This is a genomic window from Aerococcus suis (assembly GCF_900176325.1).
Lineage (GTDB): Bacteria > Bacillota > Bacilli > Lactobacillales > Aerococcaceae > Aerococcus > Aerococcus suis.
The window spans coordinates 159,071-174,583 of record NZ_FWXK01000002.1 but is presented as its reverse complement, the minus strand read 5'-3'; the positions used below and the strand labels follow the sequence as shown (position 1 = coordinate 174,583).

Below are 15,513 nucleotides of genomic sequence, written 5' to 3'. Positions count from 1 at the left end.
TCAAATCGAACTTTCCTTTTTTGTTTGCTTATCGAGATATTTATAGCGCTTCCAATTAAAAATTCGTATAATAAGAAGTAACTAACAATATATAGAAGGAAGTTGACAGTTTGCTACAATTGATATATTTTATCATTATTTTTTTTAGCGACATGTATTGGCTTTCTATGCGGAATTGGTGGAGGAGTTATTATCAAACCCGCATTAGATGCACTAAATGTTCATTCTCTATCTACTATTGGGTTGTATCCAGCAAGCGCCTTATTTACGATGTCAATGGTTTCTCTCTATAAACAATTAAACCAAAAAGAATCGGTATTTTTAACTACGACTCATTTCTTATCTTTAGGGACTGGGGGAATAATAGGAGGATTTTTTGGTAATCATCTTTTTGATTCATTGTTGACTTATTTTGCTAATGAACAAGTTGTTAACCTCATCCAAATTATTACGATGATTATTTTACTAAGTACGGCTGTCGTTTATACTGAATATTTCCGACACCTAACACTTAACTGGAGACCTCAGCCTATTATATTATTTGGTTTAACCTTTATTCTTGGTGGCTTAAGTGCTTTATTAAGTATTGGTGGAGGTCCAATTAATGTTTTTGTCTTTATGTTAGTCTTTGGTTTAAACACTAAGGAAGCAGGAATATATTCATTAATGACTATTTTGTTTTCGCAAGCAATTAAAGTCTTAGTTGCTATTATTAGTGGGGCATGGTTAACAGTAGATTTCTCATTTATTTTATTCATTATACCAGCAGCCATTTTAGGAGGATTTGTTGGAAGTTTATTAAAAAAACAGATGAGCATTCATCATGCGAAAATCATTTATCAATTAGTCACCATTGGAATTATTTTACAGAATGTTTGGAATGGGATACAGTTAATTCATTAAAGTAATCATAAAATGGCAAAATTTCTCGAAAAAATTAACGAATATGGTTTAACCCGATGAATCATTTGTGTTAAACTATTCCGGCTATGCATACAACATATATAATTAAATAGAAGGAAGGTCAGTGGACATATGCAAAAATTTATTCATTATTTTACACCATGGGAGCTTGGATTATGGTCGGTCTCAATTTTTGCTATTGTTCTTTCGGCTATTGTATTTGATATGCAATCCCCTGTAGCAACAATTGCTTCATTAATTGGTGCGACGAGTATTATTCTCGGTGCAAAAGGTAATCCATACGGGAAACTATTAATGGTCATTTTTAGTATCATTTATGGGTACGTTTCTTGGACAACTCAATATTACGGTGAAATGATTACATATTTAGGAATGACATTACCGATGGAGTTATTTGCTTTTATTTCTTGGATACGAAATCCGTTTGAGAAAGGTGCTGTAGAGGTAAAAGTAAATAAAATTAGTGGAAAAGAAATCTTTTGGACGACAATCACGGCCATTATCGTATCTTTTATTTTCTATCCTATTTTAGCATTCTTTAATACTGATAATTTAATCATGAGTACCGTTTCTATTGGTACAAGTTTCTTGGCAGTCTTCTTCTCTGCAAGACGTAGTGAATTAGCGCCTTTAGGATATGCTTTTAATGATGTTGTTCTTATTGTTTTATGGATTATGGCATCATTTGAAGATATTAACTATGTTGGCATGGTCATTTGTTTCTTCATCTTCTTAATCAACGATGTCAATGCTTATATCTCTTGGTTAAGAATGCGTAGACGTCAAGAGTATCGGCAACAAATGCAGCACCAAGCAACCGATATTTTATAATCATATTTATACAAAAAGACGATGAGTTACTAGTCATCGTCTTTTTGTATTCGTTAATTATTCTTCTTGATATCCAGGAATAATAATTTTCTTCAATTCAGTAATAAATAGTTCAGCAATCGGATTTAAAATATGCAAATTATTGGTTATATAGCCAATTTCAATATACTCATCGGAGTCAATTGGACGGGCAACAATATCTTGCCCATTTAATTCATTATTAATAATACCTGAACTGATCGTATAACCATTTAAACCAATGATGAGGTTAAATATAGTTCCTCGGTCACTCACAATAATGGACTTGTCGGTGTCATAATCACCTAATACCTCTTCCCAATAGTAAAAAGAATTATGTGTCCCTTGTTCAAAGTTTAATCGAGGATAGGGTTTAAGATCGGTAAGGGTGATAGTTTTCTTATTAATTAACGGGTGATTGCGATATAAAAACACATGTGGTTTGTTAAAAACTAACGAATGGAATGTCAAATTATTATCCGCAATATGATTTTCGATGACGCGACGATTATATCTAGATTTATATAATATGCCTATCTCAGATTTTAAATTAGCGACATCATCGATTACCTCATAGGTTCGCATCTCTTTTAACGTGGCTTGGTATTTATCCGTATCTAATGATAATAATAAGTTAACGAAAGCGTCAACAACAAAAGGGTAGTGCTGAGAGGCAACAGAGAAAATTTGCTTAGGTTGTTCTTTTGTCGTATAACGACGTTTCATTAAATCGATTTGTTCAAGTACTTGATTCGCATATTGGAGAAATTCTTCACCATCACTTGTTAATGAAATTCCTGTAGAGGTACGGGTGAAGAGTATCACGCCTAAGGTTTCTTCAAGTTTTTTCATTGCATTTGAAATTGATGGTTGCGAAATATAAAGTTTTTCGGCTGCGTGAGTCAATGATTCTTCTTTCGCGACGGTTACAAAGTATTCGAGATCTTCAATCCGCATAATGTTGCCTCCTCTATTTTCTTTATTTTAGCACATATCTTCGGTAAAAATAGCTAATTTGTTAATAAATCAAAATAATTACGATTTATTATTGACATTTTATGGTACCTTCTTTATCGTTAAACGTAACCATTACGATTATATGTCGTATAAATCATATAAAAGGAGTTTCATTATGAAGAAATTATTACTTTTTTCCTTATCGTCAGTATTATTGTTAGGTGCTTGTGGTCAGATGACTAATGATGATAAAGATAATCAACATAACACAACAACTGAACAAGCAAAGAATGACCATCATAAAGAAAATCATGAAAGTGATGGTCATAATCATCAAAACCATAATCACGAGGACCACGATATCGAAGTAACAGTAGATACTGTAGTTGATAAGGAAGACGATCATTATATTGTCGCTCACGGTGATCATTATCATGAAGTGCCGATTAGTAACGTTTCAAAAGATGATCGTCAAAAAATTGATGAAAACTTAAAAGCTCATCCTAACCTAAAAAAAGAACATGAGAAAAAACAAGAAATCCAAGCGGGAAATTTTGAAGATGCTGAAGTCTCTGATCGTGAACTCTCTGATTGGGAAGGGGATTGGCAATCCGTCTATCCTTATTTAGAAGATGGCACCTTAGACCCCGTAATGGAAATGAAAGCGTTAGAATCTGATGGTAAAAAAGATGCTGACGAGTATAAAGATTACTATGAAACAGGGTATAAAACCGATGTGAAATCAATTAAAATCCATGGTGATGAAATTACCTTTATTAAAAACGATGGCTCCGAGGTAATGGGGAAATATAAAGCAGACGGTTATGAAGTTCTTCATTATGAAGCTGGAAACAAAGGGGTACGTCAAAAATTCACTAAAGTTGGTGGAGACGATGAGGCTTATCAATCCGTTCAATTCTCCGACCATAATATTGGTCCGACAGACGATGTGATGCACTTCCATCTCTATTTCAGCAATGACTCTCACGATGAATTATTAAAAGGAATAGATAACTGGCCAACATATTATCCTCAAAGCTGGAATGGTGATCAGATTTTAGAAGATCAACTTCATCATTAATTTTCTTTCCTTAATGAAATTGAGATATTCTCCCTAATTAATGATGATTGATAATAGATGACATCTTCGTATGGCGTCGCTTAGACGATGATTATTCATCGTCTTTTTTTATTTCCAAAATAATATTCGTTGCTTTTTGTTTTCTTATTAGAGTATAATACAGCTACCTCTTTTTTTGAAAAGGGTTACATAGCGCTCCTTTTAGGATTTTCCAAGCGCTAAAAACACAGTTATAGGAGAATAAATATGGAAAAACAACCCAATCGGTGGCTTATCTTAGCCGCAGCAATTTTTATCAATATTTCATTAGGAGCAGGTTACATGTGGTCCCTGTTTCAAGGGCCTTTGCAACAAGCGCATGGCTGGACTGACAATATTTCCTGGGCATATAGTATTTCATTCGCAATGGTTCCCATTTCAATGATTATTTTTGGTCCAAAAGTTGATCAAATCGGTGGTAAAAAAATCGTATTTTTATCGGGAGTATTATTTGGAATTGGAATGATTGCAACAGGATTTATTACACAGCAATCCTTTTTCAAATTAATGGGGAGCGTCCTATTACTTATTATTATTATCTGCTCATTTTTTATGGAAAAAGCTCCTGAACAGTCTTCTACCACTATAATCTCATCAAGTACTGATCAGACACCCAAAGTGATGCTTAAAACCCAAAAATTTTGGTTATTATGGTTAATCTATACATTAGCGACTACTGGAGGAATGATGCTAATCGGCCACGCTGCTGGAATTGTCACTGAATATTCCCTAGGTAACGCTGCTGTTATTATTATGCTATGTGCCGCTTTTAATACTGGTTGACGAGTGATTTGGGGAATCGTTTCCGATAAAATCGGACGCTATCTCACTGTCATTGCGATGTTTATAACGAATGCATTCGGACTTATTTTACTAACGTTCAATGTTCAATTAGGCGCTGTACTTGGGGTCGTTGGGATGTTAGCCATTTACTTCTCATTTGGAGGGTTTCTTGGTGCTTTTCCAGGAATTACAGCCGGAAACTGGGGAACTAAAAACTCCGGAGCTAACTATGGATGGATGTTTACCGCTTATGGGATTTCAGCCATCTTAGGACCACAAATTGCAACGATTACAGGCTATGGAGCCGCATTTATCATATCCGCACTAATGTGTGCAATTGGTATCGGGTTAATGGCTCTATTTATCAAACAACAACCCAAATCTTAATCAATTCGAAGATAAGCAGACTTCATAATGAAAGGTCTGCTTTTTTAAAGTGTTATTTTCATCAGCACTATGTCTATTTTTCCATTTTTTGGTTTTTAATGATTTTAATAACCAAAAAATTATATCAACTATGTTATATTAATAGCGGTCACATAACAATTTAGGAGGTATTCGATGAAAAAATGGATTAAGTTAGGGATGTTGATGTTAGTTTGCTTAAGCTTAGGGGCATGTACTCAAACTAAGACGTCTCATCAAGATGAATCAAATACAAATGATGCTCGTCACTATAAGATAGGAGTAGTTTCTGACCGTGCCAAAGAAATTTGGAACTTTGCACTAAAAGATTTAGAAGCTGAGGGCGAAATTGATGTTGATGTCATTACTTTTGATGACGTCGTTCAACCCAATACAGCCCTCGCTGAAGGTGAAATTGATGCTAACGCTTTCCAATACTACACTTTTTTATACGATTATATGCAAGATTCTGGTAATAATCAGTTATATCCAATGGGTTATTTATCCGCAGAACCATCAGGTATTTGGGTAATCGATAGCATTGAATCCAAAGAAGATATTCCTGAACACGCTAAAATCGCTATTCAAAATGATCCTGTCAATACAGGCAATGCCATTAAAATGCTCGCCGATAATGGATTGGTCACCTTAAAAGATGATGCACAACTTGTTCCAACCGAGGAAGACATCGAATCTACTTATCGAGACTTAGAACTTGTGTCAATGGATTATGGTGCTGTTCCGCGTGCTTTAGGTGATTGTGAACTCATCTTATCTGTTTCAACACCAGTAACAGAATCAGGCATTAAATTAGAAGATGCTTTAGTCTTCCAAAGCGGTGAAGACGCTAGTTCTCTAACACGATTAAATTTTGTCGTTCAAGAAAAAGATAAGGATAATAAAGATTTACAAAAAATTCTTAAAGCGTATCAACGCCAAGAAGTGGTCGATTACGCAAATGAAACGGGGCCTGGAGATTTTTATGGTGCATGGGATAATGATGATATTCCATACGACGATATGCAAGAATATATTAATTTTGTAGTAGAAAACCATTAATATTTTATGAGGGTGATAGGCAAACCTATCACTCTTTGTTATTAATATTTCAAAAGCAATGCAAATAAATCCATCACAATGCATAAATAATCATCACATGAAACGGCTTCTCTATATATAATTTACAGCATACGCAGTCCTGGAGTATAGTAATAGCGGTTACAAAATATATTTAGGAGGTTATTTGATGAAGAAATGTCTCAAATGGGTTTTAGCTGCTTTGAGTATTTTATTGTTAGTAGGTTGTGGCAATCAAAACAAAAACGGCGGTGACGATGCAAATAGTGACGAGCCAAGACATTATAAAATTGGTGTCGTTTCTGATCGTGCCAAAGAAATTTGGGAATTTGCATTAGAAGACTTAGAAAAAGAAGGCGATATTGATGTAGAAATCGTCAAATTTGATGATTTCATTCAACCAAATAAAGCCTTATCAGAAGGTGAAATTGATGCCAACGCCTATCAATATTACACTTTCTTATATGACTATTTACAAGACTCTGGTAATAAAGATGAACTTTATCCAATGGGTTACTTATCTGCTGAGCCTCTAGGAATTTGGACAGTTGATGGTATTAATTCTAAAGAAGATATTCCAGAGAATGCTCAAATCGCAATTTTAAACGATCCCGTTAACACAGGAAATGCGTTAAAATTATTGGATGAAAATGGTTTAATCAAATTAAAAGATGATGCTCCATTAGTGCCAACCGAAGAAGATATCGAATCAACATATAAAAATCTAGAACTTGTCCCAATGGATTATGGAGCTGTTCCTCGTGCTTTAGGTGATGTAGAAATGATTCTTGCCGGATCAACTTCAGTTACCGAATCTGGTATTGATCTCGATGACGCCATGATTTTAGAAGACATGGAAAACTCAAATCCGATGTTACGATTAAATTTTGTTGTACGTAAAGAAGATAAAGATAATAAAGACTTACAAAAAATCTTAGATGCTTACCAACGTCAAGAAGTCATTGATTATGCAAATGAAACAGGTGCTGGTGATTTCTATGGTGCGTGGGATAACGATGATGTGCCATCTGAAGATATGCAAGAATATGCAGATTATATGGAAAGTCACCAAAATAATGATTAATTGCCCTTTATGAAGTTAGAGCCGTGTGAAATCACACGGTTTTTTGTATAGAAGGAGAGAAAAAAACATGCAATCATTTCAATCAATTGACGCAACAACATGTGCACAGTGGATAAAACAAGGAAAACTAACACCTGTTGAAGCCGTTAAAATAGCTATTGACCAAGTAAAAAAATATAATGAAAGATTCCATGCTGTCGTTCACTTGTATGAAGAAGACGCGATTAAACAAGCTAAATCATTATCTAATTTAGAAGCGCCATTCGCGGGAGTACCTATTTTACTTAAAGATGCTGGTCACGATTACGCTGGCCATCCGTCAACGTCATCCTCGCAATTGTTTAAAAATCAAATTGCAACGAAAAATAGTCATTATGTTGATCAAATTATAAAAGCAGGATTTATTATTATTGGCCATACCAATGCACCTGAATTCGCATTAAAATTTGTTAGTGATTCTGCTTTATATGGAACGGTCCCCAATCCCGTAAATCCAAAATATCATGCTGGTGGCTCTAGTGGGGGATCAGCAGCTGCTGTACAACTCGGTATGGTACCTATTGCAGCGGCCTCTGATGGAGGTGGATCCATTCGCATCCCTGCTTCTTTTTCTGGTCTGGTTGGTTTCAAACCAACACGTGGAGCGATGCCAACAGGACCGGGCTCTTATCGGTCGTGGGGTGGAGCTGCTATTGATTTTGCCTTAACAAAATCTATTCAAGATACTGAAAACTTTCTGTTAGCTATGCAGCTCCCTCATCAAGATGCCTCAGCATTTAAAGTACCTCCATTAATTGCTGATGACGTCCGCAATTATGAAGATAATATCAACGATTTAAATATTGCTTACACTGTTGATCCATTTATTGACGAAACACCGAGTGACGACGCTGTTCAAGCCGTAGAAAAAACCGTTAACTATTTACAAAATCACGGTTTCTCAGTTACCGAAGTCCATCCAAATATTAATGGACTGAAAGATTACCTTCCCGGTTACTATAAAATGAATGCCAGCGAACAACAAAAAATGTTCCAACAAATCAAAAAACAACGCGGAAAAGCGATTCAACCAGATGAGGTCGAACCATTATCCTATTTATTAGCTATCTATGGGGAAAAGATTCCGGCTTGGGAATATTCTGAAGTATTCGATGAATGGGATAACTTAGCTAATCAAATGCAACAGTTACATGAAACGTATGATGCATTAATACAACCAGCCACAGCGAAGGCAGCACCTTCATTATCAGAGGATTTGTATTATTTAGAAATGCTTCCTCCAATCGAAACTTGGAAAGATCTTAATAAGGAAACCTTAGGAGACTTAATTATTGAATCGCTTAAATCAGGAACATATTATTCTCCGTATGCTTATATTTATAATTTGACTGGACAACCAGCTATTAGTTTACCCGTACATTCTACCTCTGAGGGATTACCAATAGGGGTGATGATATCGGCAAGACAATCTCAAGATGCTAAAATATTAGCGTTATCTAAGTGGTTAGAAAAGCATCGATTATTTGAATATTATTGAGGTATAACACCAAATACAAACTGTTACGATTTTTATCAAATACAAAAATTGTTTTTGTTATTTTTATTCACAAATCTTTAATTTCTACGATTTCCATTTTAAATAATTAGTTTTTTATCACCCTTAACCTCTTTGAAATACTATTAAAACAGCATTTTCCTGTTATTAGCAAAAGGTAAAAGAAAATAATAATTTTCCATTAAAATACAATTGTTGTTCTTTTATCTGTTATAATAGAAAACACTTAACTGTTACATTGCAAAATAATTTGAACTGTTCGAAGAATGTGTTATTATTTGTCACTGTAGAATTTAAACATATCTTAACAAGGAGGACATCTTTTTTTATGAGTGAAAACATGATTTCAGCATCATCTGCAATGCTTAATGTTTTAAAAACATGGGGCGTAGATACTATTTACGGTATCCCTTCAGGAACATTAGGTTCATTAATGGATGCTTTAGCTGAAGATGACGACATCCGTTTCTTACAAGTACGTCACGAAGAAGTGGGTGCTTTAGCAGCTGTAATGCAAAACAAATTCGGTGGACCTTTAGGAGTTGCTGTTGGTTCTGGTGGACCTGGTGCTACTCACTTAATTAATGGTGTTTACGATGCCGCTATGGACAACACACCATTCTTAGCAATCCAAGGTTCTCGTCCAAACGACGAATTAAACTTAGATGCATTCCAAGAATTAAACCAAAACCCAATGTACTCAGGAATTGCTGTTTACAACAAACGTGTTGCTTATCCAGAACAATTACCAAAAGTAATTGACGAAGCTGCTCGTGCTGCTGTAACACGTAAAGGACCTGCTGTTGTTGAAATCCCAGTAAACTTCGGTTGGGTAGAAATCCCTGAAGATTCTTACTATGGTTCAGGCGAATACCAACGTGATTACATTGCTTCAGCATTAAATGAAGAAGATATCGACCAAGCAGTTGAAATCTTAAATAATGCTGAACGTCCAGTTATTTATTCTGGTATTGGTGCTAATGAACATGGAGACTTAGTTTCTAAATTAGCTCAAAAAATCAAAGCGCCTATCATTACAACTGGTAAAAACTTCGACTCATTTAACTATGATGACGAAGCATTAACTGGATCTGCTTACCGTGTTGGTTGGAAACCAGCTAATGAAGTTGTATTTGAAGCTGATACTGTATTATTCTTAGGTTCAAACTTCCCATTCGCAGAAACTTACCAAGCATTTAAAAATGTTGATAAATTTATCCAAGTTGATATCGATCCACATAAACTTGGTAAACGTAACGCTTTAGATGCATCTATCTTAGGTGACGCTGGTGAAGCTGCACAAGCTATCTACGACAAAGTAGATGCTGTTGAAGAATCAGCATGGTGGAATGCTAATATTAAAAATAATAAAAACTGGCGTGAATACATGGATAAATTAGAACAAAAAACTGAAGGTGACCTTCAATTATACCAAGTATATAACGCTATTAACAACCATGCCGACGAAGACGCTATTTACTCAATTGATGTTGGTAACTCAACTCAAACATCAATTCGTCACTTACACATGAATCCTAAAAACATGTGGCGTACAAGTCCATTATTTGCGACAATGGGAATTGCTTTACCAGGTGGTATTGCTGCTAAAAAAGATAACCCAAATCGTCAAGTATGGAACATCATGGGTGACGGTGCGTTCAACATGACATATCCAGATGTTGTAACTAACGTTCAATATGACTTACCAGTTATTAACGTTGTCTTCTCAAATACTGAATATGCCTTCATTAAAAATAAATATGAGGACACTAACAAACATTTATTCGGTACTGATTTCATTGATGTTGACTACGCTAAAATTGGTGAAGCTCAAGGCGCTGTAGGTTATACAGTTAACCGTATCGAAGATATGGATGAAGTAATGCGTAAAGCTGTAGAAGATAACAAAGCTGGTAAAACAGTTGTTGTTGACGCTAAAATTACTCCAGATCGTCCAATTCCAGTTGAAGTCTTAGAATTAGACCCTAAAGTTTCTTCAGAAGAAGATATCAAAGCCTTCAAAGAAAAATATGAAGCTGAAGACTTAGTGCCATTCCGTCTATTCCTAGAAGAAGAAGGATTAGAATCACGCGCTATTAAATAATAGCTAGCTGTTAAAAAGTCCCTTACATAATAAATGTAGGGGATTTTTTGTATATTAAAAATTATTCGAGCAGAGGGATTGCATTTATCGATAAAATCCGTTATCCTATTTATTAATAAATAAATGACATTGAAGAGAAAGTAACTTATTAAATGATTAACAGAAAGTCCGGATGTTGAGAAAGGACAATCAAGCGTAAGTGAACGTGCACTCTGAGTCATTTAATTGTGCAAGCAGTTAAATCGGTTGATTACCGTTAACCAATCGTTTATCGCAATTTGATAGACACTGAGGTTTCGACATAAGAAGGGTGGAACCGCGACTAGCATCGCCCCTTTAATCACTTTTTTGGTGATTAAAGGGGCGATGTTTTTTTAAAAGGAGTTTTTTAATGAGACGTAAACCTATTATCGGGGTAACGAGCAGTGAAAATACGTTATTTGAAACAGATAATTTTGCTGGCGTACCTGCTTCATATACATTAAGTACAATAACCAATGCCATCATTCAAGCTGGTGGTATTCCTATGATTATTCCAATTCACGAGTCAGATATGACAGATGACTATGTTCATGCGATTGATGGACTAGTTTTATCTGGAGGCGTAGATGTTAATCCAGAATTTTATGGAGAACAGCCGGCTGAAAATTTAGCAGCTACGGATCCGGCCCGTGATGCTCGCGAATTTAAATTAATTAAAGCAGCTACACAACAACATAAACCGATATTAGGAATCTGTCGCGGTATGCAAATTATGAATGTCTATATGGGCGGCACACTCATTCAAGACATTAATAGCCATCAAGAACAAACGCTTGCACATGAATTACTAGATGATATGGAAAAACAAGTTCACGGAGTAGCTGTTGAAAAACACTCCCGTTTCTATCATTTATTAGCAAATATTCACGATGTCAATTCGGTTCATCATCAAGCCATTAAAAAATTAGGCAAACATCTGAAAGTGGCTGCGACTGCCTATGATGGCGTTATTGAAGCAATTGAATCAGTTGATGAAAATATTGACTTTTTTGGCGTCCAATTTCATCCAGAAAGTCTCGTGAATGAGTTTCCTGAATATCTAACAATTTTTGAAGACATTGTTGAACGAGCAACTCATTCAACAAACATTCGTTTTGTCGCTAACAAAACCTTAAAACATGTTCATGAGTAAAAACTTTCATTATTTCTAGCAAAAAACAGCGTTTCCCAATCAGAACAGGAAACGCTGTTTATTTATGCTTAAGCTAATGTTGTAATGTTCACTTCTAATTGACTAGTTGCTTCTAAGGCGACGGGTACCGCAATTAAATCAAAATCACTCGCCCAATTTCCAATTAATTGTACTCCTAATGATAACCCATTATCATCGGACCACATTGGGATATTAATTGCTGGATGACCAGTGAAATTCCATAACATAGTATACGGTGTTCGCCAGTAATAGTGATCACAAGTTGCTTCCACAACTTCCCATTGTTTTGATAATGAATCATTAGGTAGTTGTTTATTATCAATTGCTTTTACGATATTTTCAGGTACCGGGACATCCGCTTGATCAATTGATAAATCAACGGGCTCAACAATATAACCTAAGTTTTGTAGCACTTTAATTGCATGATTTAAAGCTGCTTTTGCTGATTGAGAGACATTATCATTCATAAAGCTATCGGTCGTGTAACCAATTTTTATTTTACTTTGATTTTGTTCAGGTAAAACATTTTTAGAGCTATCACCAAAGCGAGGACGTTGAATAATCTTTAAATAATCCGCTAAATCACGAGTCGTTTGGGTTAATACAGAATAAGTAGATAAATGATTTATAGGACGAAGAGAACCAGGGCCAGCTAAAATGCGGTCACGTGTTGGTTTTAATCCAATTAGCCCAGCATCTGAAGCCGGTACTCGTACAGATCCACCAGCATCTGATCCAGCAGCAATAGGGACTAATCCCGCTTTTACAGCTGCTGCAGATCCTCCTGATGAACCTCCTGCATTAGGTGTGGTATCGTTCGGTAATACGACGGAGCCATAGTAGGGGGAATCACTGACTGTTTTTAATCCAAATTCAGGGGTATTTGGCCGGCCAACAAAAATAAAACCCGCCGATTCAATTGCTTGCATATCAGCACTTGTCACCGTTTTTTTATCATCTTTAAACCATTCACACCCTGAAGACATTACGGTGTCAGCTACCATAAATCCCAAATCTTTAATCAGTAGGGGAACACCATAAAATGGTGGCAGTTCTTCTCGCTCTGCAACTGACATCGCCTTAATTTTCTCTGTCATTTCTTTAGCTTTTTGACGAGCTTTATCATAAAAAGGAATCGCCATTTCATGTAAGGTTGGTTGTGCCTTTTCTAAGGCTGAAATGGTATCTTACATTAATGAAGAAGGAGTCAATTCTCCTTGACGAATTTGACGTGCATAATAGGTTGCATCTTTTAAATCTGTCATTTTATATTACCTTCTTTTATCAATATTTCTATACTTCCATCGTATCACTTTTTCCTAATAAAATCTTACATTGTCAATTTTCTAATTATCCGCTATGCTATAGCTAATATACCAGGAAGGATGATTGATAATGACCAAAATATATCTCGCTAGTTCTAATTTTAAACCATTTCATGCCGATTGGATCAAACGCGCTAAAACGGCTCTAACAGACAATCCGACTGTTGATATTGTACATAATCCATGGGACCACCAATATAAAAACGTCTCATTTGATGATACCACTGGATTATTTGGATCATTGGAATGGCAACTAAAAACCTACCAAAATGATAAAAACGCCATGGGTAGTTCTGATATCGGTGTTTATTTAATAGACGTCGATGAACAAGATGAAGGGTTAAATATGGAACTTGGATTTATGACAGCTCTTCATAAACCCAACATCCTTGTTTTCCTCTCCCACAGTGACACACTAGATAAAGAATTTCATGTTAATCTAATGATTGCACAAGCAGGAACTTACTTCATCCACGATGATATTGAAGCTTTACGTGACTACGATTTTAGTTGCGTCCCAAGTAATCTAGTTGAAGATATGGGAGACCAATTCAAAGTGATTTAACCAATAGAAAAGAGGGCTGTTCGTCTGAACAACCCTCCATGAGTGACCGTTAAACGGTCACTTTTTTATTTAATTAGTCTGAATATTTATCAAAGTATCCTTTAATGTAGATAATTGGTGTTCCTTTGTCACCTGAACCTGAAGTTAAGTCAGATAATGAACCTAATAGGTCAGTAATTTGACGAGGAGTTGTCCCAATACCTTCTGCTTCGTCAACTTGAGCACGTTTATGTGAAGAAATGTATTCAGAGATAGCATTTTGTAATTCTTCACCACGTAAGTCGTCGAATTTACTATCAGCTAAATATTTTAATTTAACTTCTTCAGGAGTACCTGATAAGCCTTCCGTATAAGCTGGTGAAACGATAGGGTCAGCTAATTCCCAAATATGGCTTTGTGGGTCTTTGAAAGCTCCATCACCATAAATCATCACTTCAACGGTTTTACCTGTTTCTTCTTTTAGACGTTTTTGAACATCTTGAACTAATTCTTCACCATTAATAGGGAATAATTTAATTCGTTCGTCTGAAGAAAGGTTAGAACCTAATAAACCAAAGTCTGGGTTATATCCTGAACCGTCAACTGATTCCGTCATAATTTCATCTAAAGTGACTGCTTTGTTAGCACCAGCAGCTAATAGACGACGTTGTGTACGTTTACGCGTATGGATATCCGCAGCAATCACGTCTTTTGTATAGTCTAAGATAGCTTTTGGTTGGTTAGCTAAAATGATTTCACATTCAGCATTTTCAGCTTCAACCGTTTCACGATAAATTTTCAAGTAGTCAGCACCAGTGAATGGATGTTTTAATTCTTGGAATTTGTCATAAGCTTCTTCTTCCGTTAAAACATCTGACCATGGGTTAATTCCTAATTCATCTAATTGTTCAATTAGCATTAATGGATTACCCACTTCATCAGAAGGGTAACTTAATTGGATGACAACTTTTTTAGCTGCACGTGCGATTGCTTTTAACATAGATTGGAATCTGTTACGACTAGTAATTGGGAATACAACACCAATTGTGTCGTCTGTAACTTTATTCGCAATATCTTTAGCAATTGCGTCAATTGTTGCATAGTTTCCTTGTGAACGGGCTACAATAGATTCAGTAATGGTAACAATGTCACGGTCCTCAATAGGGAATTCCGCGCTTTGAGAAGCATTTAAGACAGTATCTACAATGATAGAGGCTAAATCTTCTCCCTCGTTAATAATAGGTGCTCTAAGTCCACGAGCGACTGTTCCAACTGTTCTAACCATATTATGATTATCCCTTCTATATTTGAAAATTTAAGTAATACAACAGCTATGATTTGGATCAAATGACCTAGGTCTCAAATCACGTTCGCTATTTTACCACACCCCAAGATCGAATAAAAGCACAAATAAACGAAAAAAGGGGTGAAAGCGGTTATTAATTTTTGGTGAATTAGAGAGAATATCATCTTTTTGAAATTAACTAGCTTTATCGTATAAAAATTTTACTCGTATAATTTATTTTCCATTCAAATAGATTTTATTGCAAACAGTCTGTTGACATATTAGATAATAAAAAGCCTTAATAAG

The 15,513-nt window shown here is 35.5% G+C and carries 14 protein-coding genes; 11 read left to right on the top strand and 3 right to left on the bottom strand.

Annotated elements, in window-relative coordinates; all coding sequences use genetic code 11:
* Nucleotides 1-126 precede the first annotated feature (126 nt).
* Together B8955_RS02515 and pnuC are read left to right on the top strand one after the other, a co-directional pair.
* Entirely contained in the window at nt 127-903 is a 777-nt protein-coding gene (locus tag B8955_RS02515; protein ID WP_084098206.1) for a sulfite exporter TauE/SafE family protein, read from the top strand.
* Between the two features lie 132 nt (nt 904-1,035).
* Entirely contained in the window at nt 1,036-1,755 is a 720-nt protein-coding gene (pnuC, locus tag B8955_RS02510) for a nicotinamide riboside transporter PnuC (protein WP_084098204.1), read from the top strand.
* Between the two features lie 57 nt (nt 1,756-1,812).
* Here pnuC and B8955_RS02505 read toward each other — a convergent pair whose 3' ends face one another.
* Nucleotides 1,813-2,730, bottom strand: coding sequence for a LysR family transcriptional regulator (locus B8955_RS02505; RefSeq protein WP_084098202.1), 918 nt, complete (start codon nt 2,728-2,730; stop codon nt 1,813-1,815).
* A gap of 175 nt (nt 2,731-2,905) precedes the next feature.
* Here B8955_RS02505 and B8955_RS02500 point away from each other — a divergent pair, with 175 nt between their 5' ends.
* The 8 genes from B8955_RS02500 (at nt 2,906) to B8955_RS02470 (ending at nt 12,032) form a co-directional block, all read left to right on the top strand.
* On the top strand, nt 2,906-3,811 hold the full coding sequence (locus B8955_RS02500; protein WP_159444417.1) for a ZinT/AdcA family metal-binding protein: 906 nt from the start codon (nt 2,906-2,908) through the stop codon (nt 3,809-3,811).
* Between the two features lie 246 nt (nt 3,812-4,057).
* On the top strand, nt 4,058-4,633 hold the full coding sequence (locus B8955_RS06975; protein WP_234983506.1) for an MFS transporter: 576 nt from the start codon (nt 4,058-4,060) through the stop codon (nt 4,631-4,633).
* Nucleotides 4,634-4,636: 3 nt separating this feature from the next.
* Complete coding sequence (locus tag B8955_RS06970) at nt 4,637-5,020, top strand: MFS transporter (protein ID WP_234983505.1); 384 nt, start codon at nt 4,637-4,639, stop codon at nt 5,018-5,020.
* Between the two features lie 174 nt (nt 5,021-5,194).
* On the top strand, nt 5,195-6,097 hold the full coding sequence (locus B8955_RS02490) for a MetQ/NlpA family ABC transporter substrate-binding protein (RefSeq protein WP_084098198.1): 903 nt from the start codon (nt 5,195-5,197) through the stop codon (nt 6,095-6,097).
* A gap of 187 nt (nt 6,098-6,284) precedes the next feature.
* Nucleotides 6,285-7,199 (top strand): MetQ/NlpA family ABC transporter substrate-binding protein, encoded by a 915-nt coding sequence (locus B8955_RS02485; protein ID WP_084098197.1) that lies wholly within the window; start codon nt 6,285-6,287, stop codon nt 7,197-7,199.
* Nucleotides 7,200-7,266: 67 nt separating this feature from the next.
* Nucleotides 7,267-8,736 carry an amidase family protein gene (locus tag B8955_RS02480; RefSeq protein ID WP_084098195.1) on the top strand — a complete coding sequence of 490 codons (1,470 nt, stop codon included), beginning with the start codon at nt 7,267-7,269 and terminating at the stop codon, nt 8,734-8,736.
* Nucleotides 8,737-9,082: 346 nt separating this feature from the next.
* Nucleotides 9,083-10,858 (top strand): pyruvate oxidase, encoded by a 1,776-nt coding sequence (gene spxB / locus B8955_RS02475; RefSeq protein WP_084098193.1) that lies wholly within the window; start codon nt 9,083-9,085, stop codon nt 10,856-10,858.
* A 391-nt stretch (nt 10,859-11,249) separates the two neighbouring features.
* Complete coding sequence (locus B8955_RS02470) at nt 11,250-12,032, top strand: gamma-glutamyl-gamma-aminobutyrate hydrolase family protein (protein WP_084098191.1); 783 nt, start codon at nt 11,250-11,252, stop codon at nt 12,030-12,032.
* A 68-nt stretch (nt 12,033-12,100) separates the two neighbouring features.
* Here B8955_RS02470 and B8955_RS06965 read toward each other — a convergent pair whose 3' ends face one another.
* Nucleotides 12,101-13,234, bottom strand: a complete 1,134-nt coding sequence (locus B8955_RS06965) for an amidase (RefSeq protein ID WP_268760129.1) — start codon at nt 13,232-13,234, stop codon at nt 12,101-12,103.
* A gap of 214 nt (nt 13,235-13,448) precedes the next feature.
* Here B8955_RS06965 and B8955_RS02460 point away from each other — a divergent pair, with 214 nt between their 5' ends.
* Nucleotides 13,449-13,943, top strand: a complete 495-nt coding sequence (locus B8955_RS02460) for a nucleoside 2-deoxyribosyltransferase (RefSeq protein ID WP_084098187.1) — start codon at nt 13,449-13,451, stop codon at nt 13,941-13,943.
* Between the two features lie 73 nt (nt 13,944-14,016).
* On the opposite strand, the gene B8955_RS02455 is transcribed toward B8955_RS02460, so the two are convergent.
* Entirely contained in the window at nt 14,017-15,207 is a 1,191-nt protein-coding gene (locus B8955_RS02455; RefSeq protein WP_084098185.1) for a coenzyme F420-0:L-glutamate ligase, read from the bottom strand.
* Nucleotides 15,208-15,513: the final 306 nt, after the last annotated feature.

Bases quoted from the DNA above. Each gene is read 5' to 3' on its own strand.
- B8955_RS02490 (WP_084098198.1), top strand. From the start codon at position 5,195: ATGAAAAAATGGATTAAGTTAGGGATGTTGATGTTAGTTTGCTTAAGC.
- B8955_RS02455 (WP_084098185.1), bottom strand. From the start codon at position 15,207: ATGGTTAGAACAGTTGGAACAGTCGCTCGTGGACTTAGAGCACCTATT.
- B8955_RS02480 (WP_084098195.1), top strand. From the start codon at position 7,267: ATGCAATCATTTCAATCAATTGACGCAACAACATGTGCACAGTGGATA.
- B8955_RS02485 (WP_084098197.1), top strand. From the start codon at position 6,285: ATGAAGAAATGTCTCAAATGGGTTTTAGCTGCTTTGAGTATTTTATTG.
- B8955_RS02505 (WP_084098202.1), bottom strand. From the start codon at position 2,730: ATGCGGATTGAAGATCTCGAATACTTTGTAACCGTCGCGAAAGAAGAA.
- B8955_RS02470 (WP_084098191.1), top strand. From the start codon at position 11,250: ATGAGACGTAAACCTATTATCGGGGTAACGAGCAGTGAAAATACGTTA.
- B8955_RS06975 (WP_234983506.1), top strand. From the start codon at position 4,058: ATGGAAAAACAACCCAATCGGTGGCTTATCTTAGCCGCAGCAATTTTT.
- B8955_RS02500 (WP_159444417.1), top strand. From the start codon at position 2,906: ATGAAGAAATTATTACTTTTTTCCTTATCGTCAGTATTATTGTTAGGT.
- pnuC (WP_084098204.1), top strand. From the start codon at position 1,036: ATGCAAAAATTTATTCATTATTTTACACCATGGGAGCTTGGATTATGG.
- spxB (WP_084098193.1), top strand. From the start codon at position 9,083: ATGAGTGAAAACATGATTTCAGCATCATCTGCAATGCTTAATGTTTTA.
- B8955_RS02460 (WP_084098187.1), top strand. From the start codon at position 13,449: ATGACCAAAATATATCTCGCTAGTTCTAATTTTAAACCATTTCATGCC.